Genomic DNA, 23084 nt, shown 5'->3' with positions numbered 1-23084 from the left:
GGTCGGGGCGCCGCCGCCGGGCGAGTATCGCCTGGGCCCGTGACCGGTGTCAGGCGGCGGCCGGGATGTCCGGCGCGCCGCCGGCGGCCAGCACGCGGTTGCGGCCCTGGCGCTTGGCGGCCAGCAGCTGGTCGTCGGCGGCCTTCAGCAGCGCCGCTTCGTGGCCCGGGCAGGCCAGCGAATCGGCGACGCCGGCCGAGAACGACAGCGACTGCAGCTGCACGCCGCCGAGGTCGAAACGCTCGGCACGCCAGCGCCGCAGCAGCGCCTGCAGCTTGCGCCGCGCGGCCGCGGCGTCGGTGCGCGGCAGCAGCAGGCAGAACTCCTCGCCGCCGTAGCGGCAGGCGACGTCGCTGCGCCGGCAGCTCGCCGCCAGCAGCCGGCCGAAGGCGGCGAGCAAGCGGTCGCCGCAAGGGTGGCCGTGGCGGTCGTTGACCGACTTGAAGTGGTCCAGGTCGAGGATCGCCACCGCCAGCGGCTGGCCCTCGCGATGCGCCAGCGCCAGCATCTGCGGCAGCGTCTCGTTGAGGTGGCGGCGGTTGAAGAGGCCGGTGAGCTCGTCGCGTGTCGCCTGCTGGCGCAGCTGTTCCTGCAGCGCCTGGACCTCGGCGACGCGGCGCGAGAGCTGCAGGTTCAGCGCCTCCAGCTCGCGCCGGCGTGCGTCCTGCTCGTCGACCTGCTGCTGCAGCCGCAGCAGCTCGGTCTGCAGCGCTGCGGCCTGGTAGCGGGCGCGCGAGGCCAGGGCCGAGCGCTGCAGGTGAACTCGCTGCCACTCGCGCATCGTCGCCAGCGCGCCGGCGACGTCGCCCAGGGCTTCGAGTTGGTCGGCGCGCGTCAGCAGGTACAGGCCGCGCACGCGCAGGCTCAGGCCCTGCGCCGGTGGCTCGCCGGCGAGCGCGCGGGCGCTGTCCAGCGCCGCCAGCGCGGCGGCGGGCCGGCCCTGGGCGCGCGCCAGCAGCGCGCGCGCCACGGCCAGTTCGACCTGCTCGTCGGGGATGCCGGCGCGGTAGGCCGCCTCGGCGCGTGCCACCAGCTCGGTGCCGAGCGCCGTCTCGCCGGCACGCAGCGCGGCGATCGCCAGCGTCTCGTAATGCGTCGCCAGCCGGCCGCGGCCGGAGGCGTCGGCGGGCAGGGCGCAGATGCGGTGGATGTCGGCCACCGCCTCGTGCGTGCGGTCGAGCTCGGTCAGGCCGATGACGCGGTTGATCCACAAGACGCTGGCCAGGCGCGGGTTGTGCAGCCGGGCGCAGCGCTGGATGCCGGTGTCCACGTGGCGCAGCGCCTCGTGGCAGTCGCCGATCTGCAGCAGCTCGTGCGCGAGGTTGCAGTGCAGCACCGCGTCCAGGCCGTGGCCGCTGGCGCTGCCGGCGTCGCGCAGCGCCTCGTACATGTAGGCGAAGGCGAGGTCGCTGCGGCCTTGCGCCGAGTAGCAGCCGGCGATGGCGTTGAGCAGCACGCCGCGCTGTTCGCCGCGCAGCACGCGCAGGCCTTCGCCGCGCAGCGACAGCGCCAGCCCCAGCGCGCCGTCGTAATGCCCGGCGCGCCAGGCGGCACGCGCCAGCCCGGTGCCGGCGAGGATGCGGCCGGCGGCGTCGCCGGCGGCGGTGAACGCGGCTTCGGCCGCTTCCAGCACCGGCTGCGCCTCGGCCGGCGTGGCGAAGAAGAGTTCGTGGAAGCCGCGCGTGAGCAGCGCCCAGCCGCGTGCCACCGGGTCGTCGCCGGCGCTGTCCAGCGCCTGGGCGGCGAGCTGGGCCGAACGCTGCGAATCCTCGTGCAGCAGGGCCCAGGCGCGACGGCCCAGGCGGCGTGCCTGGGCGCGTGCCTTCGGACGGACGGCTGCCGCGCTCATGCTCCGATTATTGGCAGTGTCCGCCGCTTTGGGGACATCCGGCCACCGGACGGGGCGGGGGCGCCCGCATGCCCGGCGCCGAGGCTTCTGCCGTTGGCTAAAATAGCTAATCTGCGAGGAGGAACCACGATGCGTGTCACCGCGACCGAGGCCAAGAACCGGTTCGGCAGCATCTGCGCCCAGGCCAAACGCGAACCGGTGTTCGTGGAGAAAGCGGGCCAGATCGACACCGTCATCGTGTCGGTCGAGCACTATCAGGCGCTGCAGGCGAACCAGCAGCATGCCGGGCTCAGCGCGCGCCGACAGGCCTTCGAAGCCGAGTTCGGCGACTGGATCGCGGCGCAGAACGCCTGGGTGGAGGCCAACGGCATTCCCGGCGACGATCTGCGGCCCTGGTGAAGCCGTGGCGCAGTACGACGTCTTCGCCAACCCCAGCGCGAGTTCGGCCGCCGGCATTCCGTATGTCGTGGTGATCCAGAGCGACCTGCTGGACGCGCTGGCCACCCGGCTGACGCTGCCGCTGGCGCGGCTGGACTTCGCCGGCAAGGTGCCGGCCAAGCTGTGCCCGGTCGTCACGGTCAAGGGCCAGCGCCTGAACGCTCTGGCGCATTACGCGTCGCCGCTGCCTGCCCGCTTGCTCCGCCAGCCGGTGGACAACGTCGCCGAGCAGGCCGGCGTGCTGGTCGCGGCCCTGGACGTCGTGCTGTCGGGCGTCTGAAGCCCGAGCGGCACCGCGCCGGCACCAGCCCCGGGTCCGCGCGCCGCGCCTACATCGAGCGCCGGTACTGCCCGCCGACTTCGAACAGCGCGGCCGTGATCTGCCCCAGGGAGCAGACGCGCACCGCGTCCATCAGCACCTCGAAGACGTTGGCGTCGGCGATCACCGCCTGCTGCAGCCGGCGCAGCATCGCCGGCGCCTCGGCGGCGTGGCGGGCGTGGAAGTCGGCCAGCCGCGCGAGCTGGCTCTGCTTCTCGTCTTCGGTCGAACGCGCGAGCTCGATCGTCTCGGGCACCGGGTCGCCGTGCGGGTTGCGGAAGGTGTTGACGCCGATGATCGGGTGCCGGCCGTCGTGCTTCAGCGTCTCGTAGTGCAGGCTTTCTTCCTGGATGCGGCCGCGCTGGTAGCCGGTCTCCATCGCGCCGAGCACGCCGCCGCGTTCGGCGATGCGCTCGAACTCGGCCAGCACGGCCTCCTCGACGAGTTCGGTCAGCTCGTCGATGACGAAGGCGCCCTGGTTCGGGTTCTCGTTCTTCGCCAGGCCCCACTCGCGGTTGATGATCAGCTGGATCGCCATCGCCCGGCGCACGCTCTCCTCGGTGGGTGTGGTGATCGCCTCGTCGTAGGCGTTGGTGTGCAGCGAGTTGCAGTTGTCGTAGACCGCGATCAGCGCCTGCAGCGTGGTGCGGATGTCGTTGAACGCGATCTCCTGGGCGTGCAGGCTGCGGCCGCTGGTCTGGATGTGGTACTTCAGCTTCTGGCTGCGTTCGTTGGTGCCGTAACGCTCCTTCATCGCCAGCGCCCAGATGCGGCGCGCGACGCGGCCCATCACCGTGTACTCCGGGTCCATGCCGTTGCTGAAGAAGAAGCTCAGGTTGGGCGCGAAGTCGTCGATGTGCATGCCGCGCGCGAGATACGCCTCCACGTAGGTGAAGCCGTTGGCGAGCGTGAACGCGAGCTGGCTGATCGGGTTGGCTCCGGCCTCGGCGATGTGATAGCCCGAGATCGACACCGAATAGAAGTTGCGCACGCCGTGGTGCACGAACCACTGGGCGATGTCGCCCATCACCTTGAGGCTGAACTCGGTCGAGAAGATGCAGGTGTTCTGGCCCTGGTCCTCCTTGAGGATGTCGGCCTGCACCGTGCCGCGCACGTTCTCGAACACCCAGGCGCGGATCTTGGCCGCCTCGTCGTCGGTCGGCTCGCGGCCGTTGTCGGCGCGGAACTTCTCCAGCTGCTGGTCGACGGCGGTGTTCATGAACATCGCCAGGATCGTCGGCGCCGGGCCGTTGATCGTCATGCTGACCGAGGTGCTGGCGCTGCACAGGTCGAAGCCCGAGTACAGCACCTTCAGGTCGTCGAGCGTGGCGATCGACACGCCGGAGTTGCCGACCTTGCCGTAGACGTCGGGCCGGCGCTCGGGGTCGTGGCCGTACAGCGTCACCGAGTCGAAGGCGGTGGACAGGCGCTTGGCCGGCATGCCCTCGGACAGCAGCTTGAAGCGCCGGTTGGTGCGGAAGGCGTCGCCTTCGCCGGCGAACATGCGCGTCGGGTCCTCGTTCTCGCGCTTGAAGGCGAAGACGCCGGCGGTGTACGGGAACGAGCCCGGCACGTTCTCCAGCAGCAGCCACTTCAGGCGCTCGCCGTGGTCCTCCCAGGTCGGCAGCGCGACCTTGCGGATCGTGTTGCCCGACAGCGTGGTGTGCGTCAGCGCGGTGCGAATCTCGCGGTCGCGGATCTTCACGACGTACTCGGCGCCGGAATAGGCGCGCTGCATCTCGTCCCACTGCGCCAGCAGCTTGCGCGCCTGCGGGTCCAGGCGCGCCTCGCGCTGCTCGGCGAGGTCGGTGACGGCCTCGGCGGCGCGGTGGCGCTCGGGCTTGTCGGCGCGCAGCATCGCCGCCGTGGCGCGCAGCTGCTGGGCTTCGCGCGCCAGCGCCGCCTGCTCGCGCGCGCGGCGCTTGTAGCCGCGCACCGCGTCGGCGATGTCGGCGAGGTAGCGCGTGCGCCCGGGCGGCACGATGGCGTGCTGGCAGGTCGAGACGCGGGTGGCCACCGCGTCCAGCCGGCCTTCGGCCAGCGGCAGGCCCAGTGCCGCCAGGCGCGGCTTCATCGCCTGGGCCAGCGCGGTGACGCCGTCGTCGTTGAAGCGGCTGGCCATCGTGCCGAAGACAGGCATCGTCTCGGGCTTGTCGCCGAAGGCGCCGCGGTTGCGCTGCACCTGCTTGCAGACGTCGCGCCAGGCGTCGGCCGCGCCTTTGCGGTCGAACTTGTTGATCGCCACGAACTCGGCGAAGTCCAGCATGTCGATCTTCTCAAGCTGGCTGGCGGCTCCGAACTCGGGCGTCATCACGTAGACCGGCACGTCGACGTGCGGCACGATGGCCGCGTCGCCCTGGCCGATGCCCGAGGTCTCGACGACGACGAGGTCGAAGCCGGCGGCCTGCACCGCCAGCAGCACGTCGGGCAGGGCCTGGCTGATCTCGCTGCCGTAGTCGCGGGTGGCGAGGCTGCGCATGAAGACCCGGGCCCCGGAATCATGAGCGCCGTCCTGGCCGGCCGGCTTGGGCCACGGCGCGATGGCGTTCATGCGGATGCGGTCGCCGAGCAGCGCGCCGCCGGTGCGCCGCCGGCTGGGGTCGATCGAGATCACCGCGATGCGCAGCCGGTCGTCCTGGTCCAGGCGCAGGCGGCGGATCAGCTCGTCGGTCAGGCTGGACTTGCCGGCGCCGCCGGTGCCGGTGATGCCGACGACCGGCGCCTTGCGCCCGGCGGCGGCCAGCGCGGCCTTGAAGCCGGGGTCGGCGCGGCCGTTCTCCAGCGCCGTGATGGCCTGCGCCAGCGCGCGCCAGGCGGCGTCGCCATGGCCCTGCAGCGCGGCGACTTCGGTGGGCGCCTGCGGCGACAGGTCGCGGTCGCAGCGCATCACCATCTCGCCGATCATGCCGGCCAGGCCCATGCGCTGGCCGTCCTCGGGGCTGTACAGGCGCGTGACGCCGTAGGCCTGCAGCTCGCGGATCTCGGCCGGCACGATGACGCCGCCGCCGCCGCCGAAGACCTGCACCTGCTCGCCGCCGCGTGCGCGCAGCTGGTCGACCATGTACTTGAAGTACTCGACGTGGCCGCCCTGGTAGCTGCTGATCGCGATGCCCTGCACGTCCTCCTGCAGCGCCGCGGTGACGACCTCGTCGACCGAGCGGTTGTGGCCGAGGTGGATCACCTCGCAGCCCATGCTCTGCAGGATGCGCCGCATGATGTTGATCGACGCGTCGTGGCCGTCGAACAGGCTGGCGGCGGTGACGAAACGCACCTTGTGCGTCGGGCGGTAGGCGGCGAGGGCCTGGTAGTCGGCGGACAGCTCGGTCATGGCGGTCGTCGGTGAGGCGGTTGCACGCGATTGACGTTTACGTCAACGTCAATGGCCGATCATGCCGCGCTGCCGCCGCCGCGGCGGAGCGAAACCGTCGGGGTTATCCCGCTCGACAGCCGGACGGGCGCTACCCTCGCGGCACTGTTACTCTCGCGCCCTCGTGCCGCCCGGCCCCTCGTTCACCATGACTTTTCTCGCCATCGATATCGGCAACACGCGCCTGAAGTGGGGCCTGTACGACGCCCCGCAGCCTGGCGCGACGCTGCTGGCGCACGGGGCCGCGTTCCTCGAAACCATCGACACGCTCGCCGACACCGACTGGAAGGCGCTGCCGGCGCCGACCGCGATGCTGGGCTGCGCCGTGGCCGGCGACGTCGTGCGTCGCCGCGCCGAGGAGCAGCTCGAGATCTGGGACCTGGAGCCGCGCTGGGTGGTGCCGACGGCGCAGGACTGCGGCGTGATCAACGGCTACGAACACCCGAACCGCCTCGGTGCCGACCGCTGGGCGGCGCTGATCGGCGCGCGCCAGCGTGCGCTGGCCACCGGTTCGCGGCGCCCGGCGCTGATCGTCATGGTCGGCACCGCGGTCACCGTCGACGCGATCGACGCCGACGGCCGTTTCCTCGGCGGGCTGATCCTGCCGGGCTTCGGCCTGATGCTGCGTGCGCTGGAGATGGGCACCGCGGGGCTGAAGGTGCCCACCGGCGACGTCGTCGACTTCCCGAAGAACACCAGCGACGCGCTGATGAGCGGCGGCGCGGCGGCGCTGGCCGGCGCCATCGAGCGCCAGCACCGGCGCCTAGTTCAGGTCACCGGCGCGTCGGCGCTGCTGCTGATGACCGGCGGCGCGGCGGTCAAGCTCGCACCGCTGGTGCACCCGCCGTTCGAGATCGTCGATTCGTTGATCTTCGAAGGCCTGCTGGCTCTGCAAGCCCAGCGCTGATGGAGCCCCCAAGCTCGCATTCGCTCGCTACCCCCCAAGGGGCTGAGCCCGGACGAGAGCCGTCCTGTGGACGGATCGCGCCTGGCGAAGGGCCGGGCCACTGGCCCGGCGCGGCCTGCAAGGCCGTCCGCCGACGACCCGGCGAAGCCGGGTCGTGGCGGGAAGCTTGATGGCCGGCGCCTAGGAGCCGGCTCGGGCTCGTTGACCGCCTAAAGGATGTAGCGCGACAGGTCCTCGTCGCGCGACAGCTCGCCCAGGCGGCGGTCGACTTCGGCGGCGTCCACCGTCACCGTCTGGCCGCCGCGGTTGGGCGCGTCGAAGCTGATGTCGTCGAGCAGGCGCTCCATCACCGTCGCCAGGCGGCGTGCGCCGATGTTCTCGGTGCGTTCGTTGACCTCGTAGGCGATCTGGGCGATGCGGCGCACGGCCTCGGGCGCCAGCTCCAGCGTCACGCCTTCGGTGGCCAGCAGCGCCTGGTACTGCTTGACCAGGCTGGCGTGGGTGCTGGTCAAAATGGCCTCGAAGTCGTCGACCGACAGCGAGCCCAGCTCGACGCGAATCGGGAAACGCCCCTGCAGCTCCGGGATCAGGTCGCTGGGCTTGGCCAGGTGGAAGGCGCCGCTGGCGATGAACAGGATGTGGTCGGTCTTGACGATGCCGTACTTGGTGCTGACGGCGGTGCCTTCGACCAGCGGCAGCAGGTCGCGCTGCACGCCCTGGCGCGAGACGTCGGCGCCGCCGTGCTCGGAGCGCGAGGCTACCTTGTCGATCTCGTCGATGAAGACGATGCCGTTGCCTTCGGCGTTGGCCAGCGCGGCGGTGCGGATCTCCTCCTCGTTGACCAGCTTGCCGGCTTCCTCCTCGGTCAGCTTCTCCAGCGCCTCGGCGATCTTCAGCTTGCGCACGTTGCGCTTGCCCTGGCCCATCTGCGAGAACAGGCCCTTCAACTGCTCGGCCATCTCCTCCATGCCCTGGGGCCCGAGGATCTCGAGCGAGGGCTTGGGATCGGCGACCTCGATCTCGATCTCCTTGTCGGCCAGCGCGCCTTCGCGCAGGCGCTTGCGCATCACCTGGCGGGCGGTGTTGTCGCTGCTCTCGCGCAGGTCGCGCGGCGGCGGCACCAGGGCGTCGAGCACGCGCTCCTCGGCGGCGTCCTCGGCCTTGGCGCGCTGGCGGCGGATGGCGCGTTCGCGCTCCTGCTTGACTGCCACCTCGACGAGGTCGCGCACGATGGTGTCGACGTCCTTGCCGACGTAGCCGACCTCGGTGAACTTGGTCGCCTCGACCTTGACGAAAGGCGCGTCGGCCAGCTTGGCCAGGCGGCGCGCGATCTCGGTCTTGCCGACGCCGGTCGGGCCGATCATCAGGATGTTCTTCGGCGTGATCTCGCCGCGCAGCTTCTCGTCGACCTGCTGGCGGCGCCAGCGGTTGCGCAGCGCGATCGCGACGGCGCGTTTGGCGGCGTTCTGGCCGACGATGTGGCGGTCGAGCTCGGAGACGATCTCCTGCGGGGTCATCGAGTAGGTCATCGCGGGGCGCCGGCCGCGGGGGGCCGGGCGAGGGTGGAGCGGTGGGCGGGGTGCGGGCCGGGTTTCAGGCGCCCAGCACCTCGATGGTGTGCGACTGGTTGGTGTAGATGCACAGGTCGCCGGCGATCTCGAGCGAGCGCTTGACGATGTCCTGCGGCGCCAGCTCGGTGTGCTGCAGCAGCGCGCGCGCGGCGGCCTGGGCGTAGGCGCCACCGGAGCCGATCGCGACGATGCCGTGCTCGGGTTCCAGCACGTCGCCGTTGCCGGTGATGATCAGCGAGCTGGTCGCATCGGCCACCGCCAGCATCGCCTCCAGGCGGCGCAGCACGCGGTCGGTGCGCCAGTCCTTGGTGAGTTCGATGGACGCACGCTGCAGATGGCCCTGGTGCTTCTCGAGCTTGGCCTCGAAGCGTTCGAACAGCGTGAAGGCGTCGGCGGTGGCCCCGGCGAAGCCGGCGAGCACCTGGTCGCGGTAGAGCTTGCGCACCTTGCGCGCGCTCGACTTGACGACGATGTTGCCGAGCGTCACCTGGCCGTCGCCGCCGAGCGCGACGAGGGGGCCGCGGCGCACGCTGAGGATGGTCGTGCCGTGAAAGGATTCCATGGTCCGTTGCAAGTGAGGCCGGCCGCGGCCGCTTCAAGTCCGGGCGGTGCCCGCCTAGACCTTGCGCACCTGGACCTTGGCGTGGGCGTTGATGCCCATCGCGCCGAAGAACAGCGCGACGAGGCGGTGGGCGTCGACGAACATCACCGAGCGCTTCTCGGTCTCGCCCTTGGTGATGACCCAGTTGAGCAGGTCGCCGGCGGCGATGAAGTCGACGCGGATCAGGCGCGCGCAGGAGACGCTGACCAGCGGCGCCGCGCCGAGCTGGCCGTCGAGCAGCGCCAGCGTCGAGGCGATGTCGCCGACCAGCTGGCCGGAGAGCTCGACGTGGGCCTGTTCGACCTGCAGCACGGTGTCGTCGGGCATCGCCGACTCGAGGAAGCTGGTCGACACCTCGCCGACCATCGACATCGGCGGCGTGCGCGTCGACAGCCCGGTGCCGCTGATGCGCACGCGGCAGCGCGCCGGCTCCCACGACGGCGGCGAGACCTCGTAGGTGACGCAATAGTCGATCGCCGCCTCGTCGAACTGGTCGGCGCGGTTGGCCAGGCGCAGCGCGTCGAGGCGCGTCAGCCAGTAGGCTGGGTCGGCGTCGCGCACGCCGGTCGGCGCGGCTTCGGCGAGCACGGCGAAGAGCTGGTCGCCGGCGATCCAGCGCATCTCCAGCGCCTGCCCGGCCCACAGCCGGAACAGCGTCGACAGCTGCATCGCCGCCTCGGGGTCGATCGAGCGCAGCCGGCTCCAGTCGAAGACCCAGGGCAGCGGCATCTGCAGCGTCAGCGAGCGCAGGCGCGCCAGCGCGTCCAGGTCCAGCGCTTCGGGGCAGGTCCAGCCGACCTCGCCCGAGGCTCGCGTCGACGGGCCGTTGCCGCGCGGGCGCTCCTCGGCCACCGCTTCGGCCACCAGCTTGGGCAGCGAATACCACTGCGGCGCCGACCAGCCGAACTGCTGCGCGTAGTCGATCGCCAGGCTCTCGAAACGCGCCTGCTGGCCGATCGCGCGGTACAGGTCGAACAGCACCAGCCAGGTCTCGGCGTGCTGGGCGCGCGTGCCGCCGACGCCGGTGAGCTGCTGCAGCGCCTGCTCGCAGGTGTTGAAGTCGGCGTTGGCGAAGGCGATCACCGCCTCGTCGAGCTCGGGGTCGTGCACGACCTCGCTGACCTCGACGGCGAACGGGCTGCCGAACTCGCTGGACATCGGCATCACGCCGCTGGGCACCGAGGTCGGCAGCGTCAGCGTCGGGATCACGCCCGGCGCGGTGGGCGGCGGCGGCAGGTCGCTGAGCGGCTGGCCGGGGATCGGCGCGGTCAGCGGCGCGAACTCCAGGCCGCCGGCGGGCGCTGGCGCCGGGCTGCGCGGCGCGGGTTCGCGCGCGACGACCGGCGTCGCCGGTGCGCGGCCGCTGCGTGCGGCGTCGTAGCCGTCGCCGACCATCTGCTGCTCGATGGCGTCGATCTTCTCCTTGACGCCGGAGTCGCCGCGCGTGCCGGAGGATTCCGGCAGCCGGGCTTCCGAGTCGTCCAGGCGCGACGAGCCGCCCAGGGCGGCGAGCTGGTCGGGCGACAGCCCTTCGCGGCGCACGCGGCGCAGCATGTCGAACTCGCGCTTGCGGACGAAATCGTTGCGCCGCTTGCGCTCGATCATCGCCTTGAGCTCGGTCTTCTCGAGTTCGAGCTCGCGGTTGTCGTCCTGGCGCGAGTTCAGCTCGGTCCAGTCGGTCGTCGGGTTGGCGACGAACCGCACCACCTTGCGGAAGAAGCTCTCGCCGTCCTTGGGGTCCGCCATGGTCGTAATGTAGCCCGCGGCAGCACGGCAGCGTGTGCCGTGCTCAGGCCCGGCTTCAGTCGCCGAACATCTTCTGCTTGAGCTCGCGGCGTTGTTGCGCTTCCAGCGACAGCGTCGCGGTCGGACGTGCCAGCAGGCGCGCCAGGCCGATCGGCTCGCCGGTCTCGTCGCAGTAGCCGTATTCGCCGCTGTCCAGGCGGGCCATCGCCTGGGAGATCTTCTTCAGCAGCTTGCGCTCGCGGTCGCGGGTGCGCAGCTCCAGTGCGTGCTCTTCTTCGATCGTCGCGCGGTCGGCCGGGTCCGGCACGATCGAGGTGTCCTCGCGCAGGTGCTCGGTGGTCTCACCGGCGTTGGACAGCAGGTCGTCCTTCTGGCCCTGCAGACGGGCGCGGAAGAACTCGATCTGCTTGTCGTTCATGTACTCGCTGTCGGGCATCGCGAGCAGTTCGGCCTCGGTCAGGTCGCGGCCGGCCTTGTTTTTCCAGGCATCGGCGAGCTTGGGGTCGGCCTTGGCGGCCGGCTTGATGACGTCCATCGGTTCGGTCGAATTCTTGGGCGCCGGGCGGGCCGGCGCGAAACGGGCAGTGAAACGGTTCTCCGGCTGTGCCGGAGCGGGCGAGGGGGCGGGCGTTGCCGGGGCCTTGCCGGCCTTGGAGGCCGTCTTGGCTGCGGCGACCGCGGGCTTGGCTGGGGACTTGCTCACGGGAGTCTCTCCTCGCCCTGTGTCCAGGGACGCGCTGAATGTCCTGTTATACCCGCAGCCCTGGGTCGGGTCCTCGGGGCCGGCGGCCCGCGAAGCGCGCGGATTGTAGCCACGGCCGGGGGCGCTGCGGGGCACCCCCGCCGAGGCAGGTGGCCGGCCTCAGACGAGGCACTGCTCCAGGCCCTGTTCGAGGATGTCCCGGGGCAGGTCGATGCCGATGAACACGAGCTTGCTGAGCTTGTCTTCGCCGGGCGCCCACTTGGGGCCGAGGTCGCTGCCCATCAGCTGGTGCACGCCCTGGAAGACGACCTTGCGGTCGCTGCCCTTCATGTACAGCACGCCCTTGTAGCGCAGCATCTTCGGGCCGTAGACCTGGACCACCGAGCCGAGGAAGTCCTCCAGCTTGGCGGGGCTGAACGGCCGCTTGGCGCGGAAGACGAAGGACTTCACGTCGTCGTCGTGCGCGTGGTGGCTGGGGTGGTCGCAGGCCTCGCCATCGTGGTGGTGATGGTGGTGGTCGTGCCCGTGCGCCTGGTCGGCCAGGAAGTCCGGGTCGATGTCGAGCTTGGCGCTGAGGTTGAAGCCCTTGATGTCGAAGATCTCGGCGATCGCGACCTCGCCGAAATGCACCGAGCGCTGCGGCGCGCGCGGGTTCATCTGGCGCAGGCGGTACTGCAGCGCGTCGAGCGCGGCGGTGGGCGCGAGGTCGGCCTTGCTGATGAACAGCCGGTCGGCGAAGCCCACCTGGCGGCGCGCCTCCTGGCGCGTGTTGAGCTGCTCGTCGGCGTGCACCGCGTCGACCAGCGTGACCACCGAGTCGAGCAGATAGCTCTCGGCGATCTCGTCGTCCATGAAGAAGGTCTGCGCCACCGGGCCGGGGTCGGCCAGGCCGGTGGTCTCGATGACCACGCGGTCGAAGGCGATCAGGCCCTTGCGGCGGCGTTCGGCCAGGTCCGACAGCGTCGAGCGCAGATCCTCGCGGATCGTGCAGCAGACGCAGCCGTTGCTCATCTGGATGATCTGTTCCTCGGTGTCGGCGACGAGGATGTCGTTGTCGATGTTCTCCTCGCCGAACTCGTTCTCGATGACGGCGATCTTCTGGCCGTGCGCTTCGGTCAGCACGCGCTTGAGCAGCGTCGTCTTGCCGCTGCCCAGGAAGCCCGTGAGGATGGTGGCCGGGATCAGTCCGTTACTCATGGTGTCGGGGGAGTCTGGGGGAGGAAGAGGCCCTCCCAGTTGAGGGCGGCAGACTGTCTTGCAAGCCCCCGACCGTGTCAAGCGCGTGGGGTATTCTTCGTTACCCCTACTGCCGACACCCTCGTGTCCGAACCTCCTTCTCCCAAGTCCGCGCGTGGCGCGGCGGCGTCGCCCGCGGACAAACGCTCCTTCTTCGAGCGCCTGGTCGAGCTCGTCTCGCCCGGCCCCGACAGCAAGGACGAACTGATGAAGACCCTGGCCGAGGCCGAACAGCGCGAGCTGATCGAGCCCGAGTCGCGGCTGATGCTCGAAGGCGTTCTGCGCATGGCCGACCTCAGCGCCGGCGACGTGATGGTCGCCGCGCCGCGCATGGACATGCTGGACATCGAAGCCGACTACGACGCCCTCCTGTCGGCCGTCATCGACGCCGGCCATTCGCGTTTCCCGGTCTACGAGGACAAGCGCGAGAACGTCATCGGCATCCTGCTGGCCAAGGATCTGCTGAAGCTGCAGCGCGCGCCCGGGCTGAACCTGCGCACGTTGCTGCGCCCGGCGGTCTTCGTGCCCGAGAGCAAGCGCCTGAACGAGCTGCTGCGCGACTTCCGCTCCAACCGCAACCATCTGGCGATCGTCATCGACGAGTTCGGCAACACCGCCGGGCTGATCACGATCGAGGACGTGCTCGAGGAGATCGTCGGCGAGATCGAGGACGAGTTCGACGATCGCGACGACGGCCGCGGCGACGCCGGCATCTACACGCTGGCCGACGGCTCGCAGCGCGTCGCCGGCGACGTCGAGATCGAGGCCGTCAACCGCGCCTTCGCCGTCGAGCTGCCGACCGAGGACTTCGACACCATCGGCGGCCTCGTCGCGCAGGAGTTCGGCCGCGTGCCGCGGCGCGGCGAGTCGCTGGAGATCGGCGGCCTGCGCTTCACGGTGATGCTGACGCGCGGCGGCGCCGTGCGCTGGTTCCGCGTCTGGCGCATCGGCGCATCCGGCGAGCCGCGCGCATGACGCGCGCCGCGGCCGTGAACGCCGCCCGCGAGGGGCGGCGATGACCCGGATCATGTTCACGACGGCACGGCCGGCGGCACGCGGGCGCTGGTCGCTGCCGCTGGTGATGGCCGCGCTCGGCGCGCTGCAGACGCTGGCCTTCGTGCAGACCACGGCTTGGCCGCTGGCCGTGGTGTCGACGGCGCTGCTGGCGCTGGCCTGCGGCCGTGCCGCGCCGGGGCGCGCCGCGCTGCTGGGCTGGGCCTACGGCTTCGGCTGGCTGGCGGCGGGCACCTGGTGGCTGTACGTCAGCATGCACCGCTACGGCGGGCTGCCGGCGCCGCTGGCGGCCGCCGGCGTCGCCGCGCTGGCCGCGGCGCTGTCTCTCTATCTTGCGGCGGCGATGGCCGCGTTCGCCCGCTGGCGGCGCGGCCGCGCCGCGCCCGACGCGGCGCTGTTCGCGGCGCTGTGGCTGCTGGCCGAGCTGGCGCGCGGCGTGCTGTTCACCGGCTTTCCCTGGGTCGCCTCGGGCTACGCGCTGGTCGACGCGCCGCTGGCGGCGTTGGCGCCCTGGGTCGGCGTCTACGGCCTGGGCGCGGTGCTGGCTTTCGCCGCGGCCTTGCTGGCGCACGCCGCGACGCTGCGGCGCGGGCGCGTGGCGCCGCTGCTCGCGGCGCTGGCTCTGCTCGGCCTGCCCGGGCTGGCGGCGCTGCAGCGTTTCGACGCCCCGGCCGGCGCGCTGACGGTGACGCTGGTGCAGACCAACGTCGCCCAGGACGAGAAGTTCGCCGTCGAGCGCATGCCCGAGGCGATGGCCTGGCTGGAGCAGGCGCTGGACGGCGCGCGCGGCCAGCTCGTCGTCGCGCCCGAGACCGCGGTGCCGCTGCTGCCGTTCCAGCTCGCCGAGTTCGCGCCCGGCTACTGGGACCGGCTGGTCGCGCGTTTCGCCGCGCCGGGGCGCGCGGCGCTGGTCGGCGTGCCGCTGGGCGACTTCGACCGCGGCTACACGAACTCGGTCGCCGGGCTCTCCGACGGCGAGCGCTACCGCTACGACAAGCACCACCTCGTGCCTTTCGGCGAGTTCGTGCCGACGGGTTTCCGCTGGTTCACCGAGGCGATGAACATCCCGCTGGGCGACTTCGACCGCGGCGTCGTGAACCCGCCTTCGTTCGCCGCGCTCGGCCAGCGCATCGGCCCGAACATCTGTTACGAGGATCTGTTCGGCGAGGAGCTGGCGCGGCGTTTCGCCGACCCGGCGGCCGCGCCGACGATCTTCGCCAACGTCTCCAACATCGCCTGGTTCGGCGACACGGTGGCGCTGCCGCAGCATCTGAACATCTCTCGCCTGCGCGCGCTGGAGTTCCAGCGGCCGATGATCCGCGCCACCAACACCGGCATGACGGTGGTCATCGATGCCCACGCCGAGGTGACGGCCGAGCTCGCGCCCGGCACACGCGGCGTGCTCGAAACCGAGGTCGAGGGCCGCACCGGCGTCACGCCGTTTGCCTGGTGGGCGGCGCGTTTCGGGCTGTGGCCGCTGGCGCTGCTGGCGGCGCTGGTCGTGATGCTGTCGGCGGGGTGGAGGCGGCGGGCTGCGTAAACTTCCGGGTTTTCCGTACGCGCCTGCCGTCATGCTCACCTTCCAGCAGATCATCCTCAAGCTGCAGTCCTACTGGGACGCCCAGGGCTGTGCCCTGCTGCAGCCTTACGACATGGAAGTCGGCGCCGGCACCAGCCACACCGCGACCTTCCTGCGTTCGATCGGCCCGGAACCCTGGAAGGCGGCCTACGTGCAGCCCAGCCGCCGCCCCAAGGACGGCCGCTACGGCGAGAACCCGAACCGCCTGCAGCACTACTATCAATATCAGGTGGTGCTCAAGCCCGCGCCGGCCAACATCCTCGACCTCTACCTCGGTTCGCTCGAAGCGCTGGGCTTCGACCTGAAGTCCAACGACGTGCGTTTCGTCGAGGACGACTGGGAGAACCCGACGCTGGGCTGCTGGGGCCTGGGCTGGGAGGTCTGGCTGAACGGCATGGAGGTGACCCAGTTCACCTACTTCCAGCAGGTCGGCGGCATCGACTGCAAGCCGATCACCGGCGAGATCACCTACGGTCTGGAGCGCCTGGCGATGTACCTGCAGGGCGTGGACAACGTCTACGACCTGCAGTGGACCGACACGCTGAAGTACGGCGACGTCTACCACCAGAACGAGGTCGAGCAGAGCACCTACAACTTCGAGCACAGCGACGTCGAGTTCCTGCTTTCGGCCTTCTCGGCGCACGAGAAGCAGTCGAAGTACCTGATGGAGCAGCAGCTCGCGCTTCCGGCCTACGAACAGCTGCTGAAGGCCGCGCACACCTTCAACCTGCTCGACGCGCGCGGCGCGATCAGCGTCACCGAACGTGCCGCCTACATCGGCCGCATCCGCAACCTGGCGCGCGCCGTCGCCCAGAGCTACCTCGACAGCCGCGCCCGCCTGGGCTTCCCGCTCGCGCCGCGCGAGTGGGCCGACGAAGTCGCCGCGCAGCTCGCGAAGAAGGCGGCCTGAACCATGAACGACAAGAAGAACCTGCTCGTCGAACTTTTCGTCGAGGAACTGCCGCCCAAGGCGCTGAAGAAGCTGGGCGAGGCTTTCGCCGCCGTGCTGGCCGACGGCCTGCGCGCCCAGCAGCTGGCCGCGGCCGACGCCGCCGTCACCGCCTACGCTTCGCCGCGCCGGCAGGCGGTGCATGTCGCCGGCGTCGCCTCCAAGGCGCCCGACCAGGCCGTCAGCACCAAGCTGATGCCGGTGGCCGTGGCGCTGGCCGCCGACGGCAGCGCCTCGCCGGCGCTGCTGAAGAAACTGGCCGCGCTGGGCCACGGCGCCGAGGTCGTGGCGCAGCTCAAGCGCCAGGGCGAAGGCAAGAACGAGGCGCTGTACCTGGACAGCGTGCAGCCCGGCGCGACGCTGGCCGAGGGCCTGCAGAAGGCGCTGGCCGACGCCGTCGCCAAGCTGCCGATTCCCAAGGTGATGAAGTACCAGCTCGCCGACGGCTGGACCAGCGTCGACTTCGTGCGCCCGGCGCACGGCCTGATCGCGCTGCACGGCGCCGACATCGTGCCGGTCGGCGTGCTCGGCCTGCAGGCCGGCCGCACGACGCACGGCCACCGTTTCGAGGCGGCGACGCCGACCGTCGAGATCCGCGACGCCGACAGCTACGCCGCGCAGCTGCGCGAAGAAGGCGCCGTCATCGCCAGCTTCGCCGAGCGCCGCGCCGAGATCGTGCGCCAGCTGAACGAGGCCGCCGCGAAGGAAGGCCTGAAGCCGATCGACGACGACGCGCTGCTCGACGAGGTGACGGCGCTGGTCGAACGCCCGAACGTGCTGCTGGCGCGTTTCGAGCCCGAGTTCCTGGCCGTGCCGCAGGAGTGCCTGATCCTGACGATGAAGGCCAACCAGAAGTACTTCCCGCTGCTCGACGGCCAGGGCCGGCTGACCGAACGTTTCCTCGTCGTCAGCAACATCCGCCCGGCCGACGCCAGCCGCGTCGTCGGCGGCAACGAGCGTGTCGTGCGCCCGCGCCTGGCCGACGCCAAGTTCTTCTTCGACCAGGACCGCAAGAAGACGCTGGAATCGCGCATCCCGGCGCTGGCCAAGGTGGTCTACCACGGCAAGCTGGGTAGCCAGGGCGAACGTGTCGAGCGTGTGCGCACGATCGCGCGCCACATCGGCGAGCAGCTCGGCGGTGCCGAACTGGCCGCGCTGGCCGACCGCGCCGCGCTGCTGGCCAAGGCCGACCTGCTGACCGACATGGTCGGCGAGTTCCCCGAGCTGCAGGGTGTGATGGGCGGCTACTACGCGCGCCACGACGGCGAGACCGAAGCCGTCGCGCTGGCCGTCGAGGACCAGTACCGGCCGCGTTTCGCCGGCGACGCGCTGCCGCGCACCGACGCCGGCCTGGCCGGCATCACGGTCGCGCTGGCCGACAAGCTGGAGACGCTGGCCGGCCTGTTCGGCATCGGCCAGCTGCCCACCGGCGACAAGGACCCGTTCGCGCTGCGCCGCCACGCGCTGGGCGTGATCCGCATGCTGGTCGAGAAGGCGCTGCCGCTGTCGGTGCCGGCGCTGGTCTCGGCGGCCTTCGCCGCCTTCCCGGCCGGTCACGGCCAGGCCCAGGCCGAGGTGCTGCGTTTCCTCGACGAGCGCCTGATCGGCTGGCTGCGCGAGCAGGGCTACAGCGCGCACGAGGTCGACGCCGTCGTCGCCTTGCGCGCCGAACGCTGGGCCGAACTGCCGCAGCGCCTGGCGGCGGTGCGGGCGTTTGCCGCGCTGCCCGAGGCGCCGGCGCTGGCCGCGGCCAACAAGCGGGTCGGCAACATCCTGAAGAAGAGCGACGAGGCCGCCGGCGGCGCCGTCGAACCGGCACGCCTGGTCGAGCCGGCCGAAGCGGCGCTGTTCGACGCGCTGGGCCGTGTCGCGCCGCAAGCCGACGAAGCCTTCGCCCGCGCCGACTACACCGCCTCGCTGCAGGCGCTGGCGGCGCTGAAGGCGCCGGTCGACGCCTTCTTCGACGCCGTGATGGTCAACGCCGAGGACCCGGCGCTGCGCCGCAACCGCCTCGCGCTGCTGGCCACGCTGCACGCCGCGATGAACCGCGTCGCCGACCTCTCGCGGTTGGCGACATGACGCCCCCGAGCTCGCTCGCGCTCGCTACCCCCGAGGGGGCCGTCCGCCGACGGACCGGCAGAGCCGGATCCGTGGCGGGAAGCTTGAGCGGTAGCGGGCGCTGTTCTTCGTATTGCCGAGGAGAGAGTCCATGCCCGCGCCGTCGCTCAAGCTCGTGATCCTGGGCCGCGACGGCATCCTCAACGAGTACCGCGAGGATCACGTCAAGGGGCCCGAGGAATGGGTCCCGATCAAGGGCTCGCTGGAGGCCGTCGCGCGGCTGAACCACGCCGGCTGGCACGTCGTGCTGGCGACCAACCAGGCCGGCATCGGCCGCGGCATGATCGACATGGTCTCGGTCAACGCCGTGCACGCGCACATGCAGCGCCAGCTCGCGGCGCTGGGCGGGCGTTTCGACGCGGTGTTCTTCTGTCCGCACACGCCCGAGGAGCAGTGCGACTGCCGCAAGCCGCTGCCGGGCATGCTGCTGGACGTCGGCCGGCGCTACGGCGTCGACCTGAAGAGCGTGCCGATGGCCGGCGACACGGTGCGTGACCTTGTCGCCGCGCGCGCCGCCGGCTGCGAGCCGCACCTGATCCTCTCCGGCCGCGCCGCCGCGCTCGACGACGAGCAGCTGCACCACACGCTGCACCAGGTGCCGGGCGCACGCGCCCACGCCAGTCTCTCGGCTTTCGCCGACTACGTGCTGCAGCGCGACCGCAGCCAGCCGCAGGAGGCCGCCGCGGGAGACCGCAGCTGATGCGCGCCGGCTGGCTGGCGCGCTCGGCGCTGTACTGGGCCTGGCTGACGCTGACCGTCGCGCCCTGGGCGACGGTGCTGCTGCTGGCTTCGCTGGTCGCGCCCAAACGCGTCTGCTACCGCATCTGCGTCGGCTGGGTGACGCTGGCGATCCGCAGCGCACGCGTCATCTGCGGTGTCGCCTGGCGCGTGCACGGCATCGAGAACGTGCCGACACGCGCCGACCGCTATTCGGCCGTCGTGCTCGCCGCCAAGCACCAGTCGACCTGGGAGACCTTCGCGCTGCCGATGCTGATGCCGCATCCGATCGCCTACGTCTTCAAGCGCGAGCTGCTGTGGGTGCCGTTCTTCGGCTGGGCGCTGGCGCGGCTGGACATGATCCACATCGACCGCTCGCGCCGCGCCGAGGCCTGGAACAAGGTCGCCAAGCAGGGTCGGCGCCTGTTCGACCTGGGCAACTGGGTGATCATGTTCCCCGAGGGCACACGCACGCCGCGCGGCACCCAGGGCGCCTACAAGACCGGCGCCGCGCGCCTGGCGGTCACCGCCGGCGTGCCCATCGTGCCGATCGCCGTGGCCGCCGGCCGCTGCTGGCCGGCCAGGAGCATGCTGCTGCGGCCGGGGCTGGTCGAGGTCTCGATCGGCGCACCCATCGATTCGACCGGTCGCCAGCCCGACGAGCTGATGCGTGAAGTCGAGGCCTGGATCGAGGCCGAGATGCACCGCCTGGACCCCGAGGCCTACGCGCCGAAACCCGCCGCCCAGCCGGCCCAGGGCTTGGACCGCGGCGACGCGTAGTCGCCGGTCTTCGGCGTCTTCAGCCCCAGCGCCGCCAGCGCCTCGGCGAACTTGACCGCGGCGGCGACGCCGTCGACGACCGGCACGCCCAGCCGCGCCTGCAGCGTGCCCGCCAGCCCGGCCATGCCGGCGCAGCCGAGCACGACGGCCTCGCTGCGGTCGGCGGCCAGCGCACGCCGCGCCGCGGCTTCCAGCGTGTCGACCAAGGCCTCGCCGGCCGCCTCCAGGTCCAGCACCGGGATGTCGGTGCCGTGGATGCCGCGGCAGACGCGTTCGAAGCCGTAGCGCTGCACCAGGCGCTCGGCGATGACGCAGGTGCGGGTCATCGTCGTCACGACCGAGAAGCCGGTGGCCAGCATCGCCGCGGCGTGGAAGGCGGCTTCGGCGACGCCCAGCACCGGGCCGGCCATCACCTCGCGTGCGGCGTCGACACCCGGGTCGCCGAAGCAGGCGACGACGGTGGCGTCGAAACCTTCGCCGGCCGCCAGCCGCGCCTGCTCGGCGACGCCGGCGGCGCCGAAGGCGTCGTCGAAATGGCCTTCGATCGACGCCGGGCCGAAGCTCGGCTGGCGCGCGACGATCTCGGTGCCGGGCGCGGCAACCTCGCGCGCCGCGGCGCCGATCGCCGCGGTCATCGCGGCCGAGGTGTTGGGGTTCAGCAGCAGCAGTCTCATCGTCCGCCTTCCGTCCATCGCGGTGCAGTTTGCATACAAAGTGGCCGGGCTGGTGCGTGTTTCACCGGGCTGGTGAGTGCGCTTGGTGCCCGGCTGTCGACAAAACACCTTCTGCAAGGGGCGGGCCCGCGGCGCCGGTTGTGGCACGCTCGTTGCGTTCAGCCGGCGTCGATGAGCACCCGCACCGACCTGGAACTCGCAGCGCTCGCCAAGCACTACGGCGACGCGGTCGCCGTGGCCGGCATCGAGCTGAAGATCGCCGGCGGCAGCTACTGCTGCCTGCTCGGGCCCTCGGGCTGCGGCAAGACCTCGACGCTGCGCATGATCGCCGGCCACGAGACGCCGACCTCGGGCCACGTCATCGTCGCCGGGCGCGAGGTGACGCACCTGTCGCCGGCCGAACGCGGCACGGCGATGATGTTCCAGAGCTACGCGCTGTTCCCGCATCTGACGGTACTGGACAACGTCGCCTTCAGCGCCCGCATGAAGGGCGTCGCGCGAGCCGAACGCGAGGCGAGGGCGCGCGAGCTGCTGGAGCTGGTGGCGATGACGCCTTACGCGGCACGCCTGCCGGCGGCGCTGTCGGGCGGCCAGCAGCAGCGTGTGGCGCTGGCGCGCGCGCTGATGATGCGCCCGCGTGTGCTGCTGCTCGACGAGCCGCTGTCGGCGCTGGACCCCTTCCTGCGCCTGAAGATGCGCGCCGAACTCAAGCGCTGGCACCAGGAACTGGGCATGAGCTTCGTGCACGTCACGCACTCGCAGGAAGAGGCGATGGCGCTGGCCGACCTGGTCGTCGTGATGAACCACGGCCGTATCGAGCAGGCCGGCAGCGCACGCGAGGTCTTCGAGCGCCCGCGCACCGAGTTCGTCGCCCGCTTCATCGGTGCGCACAACGTCATCGAGACGCCGGCCGGCAAGGTGGCTGTGCGCAGCGACCGCATGCGCCTGACGGCCGACGGCGAGGGCCTGCCCGTCACGGTGCGGGCGATCGAGTACCAGGGCGCGCAGGTGCAGGTGCACGTGCAGGCCCTGGGCGACATCGCCGACGCCGCAGATGCCGCCGACGACGAGGCGCCGGTCCACACCTGGACCGCGGCGCTGTCCGATGCCGATTTCCACGCGCGCCCGTTCGAGCCCGGGCAGCGACTGGCCATGCGCTGGCCCGAAGCCGAAGCGCACCCGCTCGAAGCCTGACAACACCTCACCCCCAGGAGCACCCTCGATGAGCGATCAACAACGTGCGGCCGGCACCTCGCGCCGCCAGATCCTGAAGATGGCCGGCGCCGCCGGCGTCGGCCTGGCCGGTTTCCCCTACGTGCACGCGCAGGAGAAGATCACGCTGCGCTACCTCGGCACCGCGGTCAACCAGGACCGCCGCATCGCCGAGAAGTTCGAGGCCGACACCGGCATCAAGATCCAGTACATCGCGGTGACCACCGACGACGTCACCAAGCGCGCGGTGACGGCGCCGAACTCGTTCGACCTGATCGACACCGAGTACTTCAGCCTGAAGAAGATCCTGCCGACCGGCAACCTGCTGGGCATCGACACCAAGCGCATCAAGAACGCCGACAAGATCACCACGCTCTTCACCAAGGGCGAGGTCGGCGGCAAGAAGGTCGGCGACCAGGGCACGGCGCCGAAGAAGGTGATGTACCTGGACAAGCCCGACGCGAAGACCTTCTCCGCCGCGCCGACCCAGTACATGACGCTGATCCCGACGGTCTACAACGCCGACACGCTGGGCATCCGCCCCGACCTGATCAAGCGCCCGATCGAGAGCTGGAAGGAACTGCTGAACCCCGAGTTCAAGGGCAAGGCGGCGATCCTCAACATCCCGTCGATCGGGATCATGGACGCGGCGATGGTCGTCGAGGCGATGGGCCTCTACAAGTACCCCGACAAGGGGAACATGACCAAGAAGGAGATCGACCTCACGATCAAGACGCTGATCGAGGCCAAGCGTGCCGGCCAGTTCCGCGCGCTGTGGAAGGACTTCAACGAGAGCGTCAACCTGATGGCCTCGGGCGAGGTCGTGATCCAGTCGATGTGGTCGCCGGCGGTGACCGCGGTGCGCACCAAGGGCATCCCCTGCGTGTTCCAGCCGCTGAAGGAAGGCTACCGCGCCTGGGCCGCCGGCTTCGGCATCCCGCGCACGCTGACGGGCCGCAAGGCCGATGCGGCCTACGAGTTCATCAACTGGTTCCTCGACGGCTGGGCCGGCGCCTACCTCAACCGCCAGGGCTACTACAGCGCAGTGCTGGAGACCGCCAAGGCCAAGATGGAAGCCTACGAGTGGGCCTACTGGATGGAAGGCAAGCCCGCCGCCAAGGACATCAAGAGCCCCACCGGCGACCTGCTGGCCAAGGCCGGCAGCGTGCGCGACGGCGGCAGCTACGAAGCGCGCATGGGTGGCATCGCGTGCTGGAACTCGATCATGGACGAGAACCAGTACATGGTGCAGAAGTGGAACGAGTTCGTGGCCGCGTGAGCGCCACGGCTGCCTTCGCTTCGAT

Annotated in this window: 19 protein-coding genes; 11 read left to right on the top strand and 8 right to left on the bottom strand. The window is 71.0% G+C overall.

Annotation, left to right across the window (positions count from 1 at the left end):
- Nucleotides 1-49: 49 nt before the first annotated feature.
- Nucleotides 50-1849 carry a GGDEF domain-containing protein gene (locus RGE_RS21355; RefSeq protein WP_014430563.1) on the bottom strand — a complete coding sequence of 600 codons (1800 nt, stop codon included), beginning with the start codon at nt 1847-1849 and terminating at the stop codon, nt 50-52.
- Nucleotides 1850-1978: 129 nt separating this feature from the next.
- On the opposite strand from RGE_RS21355, the gene RGE_RS21350 reads away from it, so the two are divergent.
- Complete coding sequence (locus RGE_RS21350) at nt 1979-2248, top strand: type II toxin-antitoxin system prevent-host-death family antitoxin (RefSeq protein ID WP_014430562.1); 270 nt, start codon at nt 1979-1981, stop codon at nt 2246-2248.
- Between the two features lie 4 nt (nt 2249-2252).
- On the top strand, nt 2253-2567 hold the full coding sequence (locus RGE_RS21345) for a CcdB family protein (RefSeq protein ID WP_014430561.1): 315 nt from the start codon (nt 2253-2255) through the stop codon (nt 2565-2567).
- A gap of 49 nt (nt 2568-2616) precedes the next feature.
- Here RGE_RS21345 and icmF read toward each other — a convergent pair whose 3' ends face one another.
- The gene (gene icmF, locus RGE_RS21340; protein WP_014430560.1) at nt 2617-5934 is read right to left on the bottom strand and encodes a fused isobutyryl-CoA mutase/GTPase IcmF; all 3318 of its coding nucleotides are present in this window, start codon (nt 5932-5934) and stop codon (nt 2617-2619) included.
- A gap of 187 nt (nt 5935-6121) precedes the next feature.
- On the opposite strand from icmF, the gene RGE_RS21335 reads away from it, so the two are divergent.
- Nucleotides 6122-6880 carry a type III pantothenate kinase gene (locus tag RGE_RS21335; protein ID WP_014430559.1) on the top strand — a complete coding sequence of 253 codons (759 nt, stop codon included), beginning with the start codon at nt 6122-6124 and terminating at the stop codon, nt 6878-6880.
- 209 nt (nt 6881-7089) lie between these two features.
- Here RGE_RS21335 and hslU read toward each other — a convergent pair whose 3' ends face one another.
- The 5 genes from hslU to RGE_RS21310 all read right to left on the bottom strand — a co-directional run bounded on the left by hslU (nt 7090) and on the right by RGE_RS21310 (nt 12698).
- Nucleotides 7090-8409, bottom strand: a complete 1320-nt coding sequence (hslU, locus tag RGE_RS21330; RefSeq protein WP_014430558.1) for an ATP-dependent protease ATPase subunit HslU — start codon at nt 8407-8409, stop codon at nt 7090-7092.
- A gap of 64 nt (nt 8410-8473) precedes the next feature.
- Entirely contained in the window at nt 8474-9013 is a 540-nt protein-coding gene (hslV, locus tag RGE_RS21325) for an ATP-dependent protease subunit HslV (RefSeq protein WP_014430557.1), read from the bottom strand.
- Between the two features lie 54 nt (nt 9014-9067).
- Nucleotides 9068-10798 carry an STAS domain-containing protein gene (locus tag RGE_RS21320; protein WP_014430556.1) on the bottom strand — a complete coding sequence of 577 codons (1731 nt, stop codon included), beginning with the start codon at nt 10796-10798 and terminating at the stop codon, nt 9068-9070.
- A 55-nt stretch (nt 10799-10853) separates the two neighbouring features.
- Complete coding sequence (gene dksA / locus RGE_RS21315; protein WP_100226728.1) at nt 10854-11501, bottom strand: RNA polymerase-binding protein DksA; 648 nt, start codon at nt 11499-11501, stop codon at nt 10854-10856.
- A gap of 159 nt (nt 11502-11660) precedes the next feature.
- Entirely contained in the window at nt 11661-12698 is a 1038-nt protein-coding gene (locus RGE_RS21310) for a CobW family GTP-binding protein (RefSeq protein ID WP_014430554.1), read from the bottom strand.
- Nucleotides 12699-12821: 123 nt separating this feature from the next.
- Here RGE_RS21310 and RGE_RS21305 point away from each other — a divergent pair, with 123 nt between their 5' ends.
- From RGE_RS21305 to RGE_RS21280, 6 genes are all read left to right on the top strand, one after another.
- Nucleotides 12822-13712, top strand: coding sequence for an HlyC/CorC family transporter (locus RGE_RS21305; protein ID WP_014430553.1), 891 nt, complete (start codon nt 12822-12824; stop codon nt 13710-13712).
- A gap of 40 nt (nt 13713-13752) precedes the next feature.
- Nucleotides 13753-15291 carry an apolipoprotein N-acyltransferase gene (gene lnt, locus RGE_RS21300; protein ID WP_014430552.1) on the top strand — a complete coding sequence of 513 codons (1539 nt, stop codon included), beginning with the start codon at nt 13753-13755 and terminating at the stop codon, nt 15289-15291.
- Between the two features lie 31 nt (nt 15292-15322).
- Nucleotides 15323-16240, top strand: a complete 918-nt coding sequence (glyQ, locus tag RGE_RS21295) for a glycine--tRNA ligase subunit alpha (RefSeq protein ID WP_014430551.1) — start codon at nt 15323-15325, stop codon at nt 16238-16240.
- A 3-nt stretch (nt 16241-16243) separates the two neighbouring features.
- Nucleotides 16244-18358: a glycine--tRNA ligase subunit beta gene (gene glyS, locus RGE_RS21290; RefSeq protein WP_014430550.1), complete on the top strand. Its 2115-nt coding sequence runs from the start codon at nt 16244-16246 to the stop codon at nt 18356-18358.
- A 130-nt stretch (nt 18359-18488) separates the two neighbouring features.
- Complete coding sequence (gmhB, locus tag RGE_RS21285; RefSeq protein WP_014430549.1) at nt 18489-19097, top strand: D-glycero-beta-D-manno-heptose 1,7-bisphosphate 7-phosphatase; 609 nt, start codon at nt 18489-18491, stop codon at nt 19095-19097.
- The gene (locus RGE_RS21280) at nt 19097-19894 is read left to right on the top strand and encodes a lysophospholipid acyltransferase family protein (protein WP_014430548.1); all 798 of its coding nucleotides are present in this window, start codon (nt 19097-19099) and stop codon (nt 19892-19894) included. The genes gmhB and RGE_RS21280 overlap by 1 nt, the downstream gene beginning before the upstream one ends.
- Here RGE_RS21280 and RGE_RS21275 read toward each other — a convergent pair.
- Complete coding sequence (locus RGE_RS21275; RefSeq protein ID WP_014430547.1) at nt 19837-20568, bottom strand: aspartate/glutamate racemase family protein; 732 nt, start codon at nt 20566-20568, stop codon at nt 19837-19839. The genes RGE_RS21280 and RGE_RS21275 overlap by 58 nt on opposite strands.
- A gap of 171 nt (nt 20569-20739) precedes the next feature.
- Between RGE_RS21275 and RGE_RS21270 the strand changes: the two genes are divergently transcribed.
- Complete coding sequence (locus tag RGE_RS21270; protein ID WP_014430546.1) at nt 20740-21762, top strand: ABC transporter ATP-binding protein; 1023 nt, start codon at nt 20740-20742, stop codon at nt 21760-21762.
- 28 nt (nt 21763-21790) lie between these two features.
- Entirely contained in the window at nt 21791-23059 is a 1269-nt protein-coding gene (locus RGE_RS21265; protein ID WP_014430545.1) for an ABC transporter substrate-binding protein, read from the top strand.
- Nucleotides 23060-23084: the final 25 nt, after the last annotated feature.

It is taken from the genome of Rubrivivax gelatinosus IL144 (genome assembly GCF_000284255.1).
GTDB classification, from domain to species: Bacteria; Pseudomonadota; Gammaproteobacteria; order Burkholderiales; family Burkholderiaceae_C; genus Rubrivivax; species Rubrivivax gelatinosus_A.
The sequence above is the reverse complement of the archived record's forward strand: the minus strand, read 5'-3'. Positions and strand labels throughout refer to the sequence as shown.